Origin of the sequence: Methylorubrum podarium, assembly GCF_022179745.1 — a bacterium.
GTDB classification, from domain to species: Bacteria; Pseudomonadota; Alphaproteobacteria; order Rhizobiales; family Beijerinckiaceae; genus Methylobacterium; species Methylobacterium podarium.
Genome location: NZ_BPRD01000523.1, coordinates 1 through 1,930, shown reverse-complemented (window position 1 = coordinate 1,930; position 1,930 = coordinate 1). Strand labels below are relative to the sequence as shown.

Annotated in this window: 4 protein-coding genes; 2 read left to right on the top strand and 2 right to left on the bottom strand. The window is 71.2% G+C overall.

Annotation, left to right across the window (positions count from 1 at the left end; translation table 11 throughout):
- The first annotated feature begins 137 nt into the window (after positions 1–137).
- A complete protein-coding gene (locus MFF42_RS26405; RefSeq protein ID WP_283206916.1) occupies positions 138–263 on the top strand; it encodes a hypothetical protein in 126 nt (41 codons plus the stop codon).
- 14 nt (positions 264–277) lie between these two features.
- Here MFF42_RS26405 and MFF42_RS22665 read toward each other — a convergent pair whose 3' ends face one another.
- On the bottom strand, positions 278–670 hold the full coding sequence (locus MFF42_RS22665) for a hypothetical protein (protein WP_238257935.1): 393 nt from the start codon (positions 668–670) through the stop codon (positions 278–280).
- A gap of 5 nt (positions 671–675) precedes the next feature.
- Positions 676–1,596: an RgsD C-terminal domain-containing protein gene (locus MFF42_RS22660; RefSeq protein ID WP_238257934.1), complete on the bottom strand. Its 921-nt coding sequence runs from the start codon at positions 1,594–1,596 to the stop codon at positions 676–678.
- A gap of 135 nt (positions 1,597–1,731) precedes the next feature.
- Here MFF42_RS22660 and MFF42_RS22655 point away from each other — a divergent pair.
- Positions 1,732–1,930, top strand: a 199-nt coding sequence (locus MFF42_RS22655) for a nitroreductase family protein (RefSeq protein ID WP_238257932.1), incomplete at its 3' end; no start/stop codon positions are given.

Genomic DNA, 1,930 nt, shown 5'->3' with positions numbered 1-1,930 from the left:
AGGGGGAGGAGAGAAGCGACGGAGGCCGAAGCGATCAACCGGAAACGGCATGAAATGTCCGAGCCTGCCGTTCGCCGAGGCGTACGGTTCGAGCGGGCACGGCACGATTGCTCGGACACCGGAAGAGGGGGGAAGCCATGGACGTCTGGTCCCATTCTCGTGAGACCGCCGCCGCGGGATGGGGTGTCTACGGGGTCCGTGACGCCATCGTCTTCGCCGTCGGCTTCATTCTGGCGCTGGTGCTGGTCGCGCCGTTCGGCTGACGGAGGCTGGCTGCTCAGCCCTCGGTGCAATTCGCCGCGAACAGCGCCCGCGCCCGCTCCATGGCGGTGAACGCCGCCGGACTCGCCGGGCTGCGCAGTTCCGGCCCCTCGGGCAGCCGCCCGAGGAAGTTTTCCGCCAGATCGGCGACGAACGGGCGCGGCCCGGTATGGGCGCCCATGCGGTTCCTCACATCGACCGTGCCGCACAGCGCCCAGGCCCGGCCGATCCGCAGGTCGGCGACCCTGGCTTCCGGATCGCGCATCTGTTTCTCGATCAGGACCAGAGCCGCGCGCGCCGCCTCCGCACCGACACCCGTGTCGGAGCCGTCCACGACGGTCTGAGCCTCGGCCGCGATCGCGCCGGCCAGGATCAGGGAAGCCGCGAGAGCGGTCGTACGCCGACGCATCGATTTCAGCTTCCCTTGGCCACGACCTCGATGTCGCGGTCCATGCCGCTCTCCACCTTGAACTCGCGGGTGAAGACCTGCCCGTCGTGGCGGGCGATCAGCACGTAGTCGCCCTCCGCCAGGGTCACGGAGGGGAAGGCGCCGATCGCCTCGCGGATCGTGTCGCCGCCCGGCGTCAGCACGCTGAAGGCGGTGCCGGCGAAGGCTTCGGAGCCGGGGGCCGCCACGAGCTTCAGGGTCACGGTGGCGGCGCGGTGGTTCATGGTCGCGTCGGTGACCTTGCCGTTCTCAACCCGGAGGTCGGCGCGCTGGATCGCGTTCGAGTCGCCGTAGCTCGACACGACGTGGTAGGTCCCCTCGGGCAGGCGCACGATCTCGCCGGCCTTGATGCCGCTGCGCACGAGGCGCCCTTCCGAGTTCGTCCCGATCGGCACGTAGACCGAGAAGCCGAGCTGGTTGCCCGGGATCTTCTGGTCGCCGACCGCCCCCGACAGCTTGAGGGCGCCCGCGGTGACGCGGAGCTGATCCGTGTTGGCGGTGCCCGCCATGGTGATCCGCTTCGACGCGCTGGCATAGCCGTAGGTGACGGTGGCGACGTAGGCGCCGGCCGCGAGCTTGAAGGTCGGGGCGGGATCGTTCGAGCGGGCGACGATGGCCGGGCGGGTGCCGTCCCCGTTCTCGCCGTAGATGCGCCAGGTCAGGCCGGAGCGGATCGGCCCGTTCGCGCCGACGAAGACCGCCGAGAGTGACAGGTCCGCCTCGCCTTCCGCCGCGGGCGGCGGCAGAACCGGCCCGGTGATCCCCGGCGAGGGCAGGCCCGGCCCGAACGGCGTCGGCGCCTGCGCGGCGGCCGGCGCGATCGCGACGAGACCGGCCAGAGCGGCGGACAAGGAAACGGTCTTGCAGCCTGCGGACCCGCGTCCCATCGTCCCCGTTCCTTCCGCTCGCCCCACAGGACACCGTCTGGCGCCGTCTCGAGCGCCTGCGCGCTCTTGAAACCCGACCGTGGCGGCGGCATGGCGGTCGTGATCCGAGCTTCACCCTCTCAACGCGGATTGTCCATGACCGAGATCCGAGACGCCACTCAGACCGGCACCCTTCCCCTGCTGCGCACCCGCCGCTCGGTGCCGCCGATGCTGCTCGACGGGCCAGGCCCGACGGCGGAGGAACTCGACGGCTGGCTCGCCATCGCTGCGCGGGTGCCCGACCACGGCAAGCTCGCCCCCTGGCGCTTCCTCGTGATCGAGGGCGAGGCGCGGA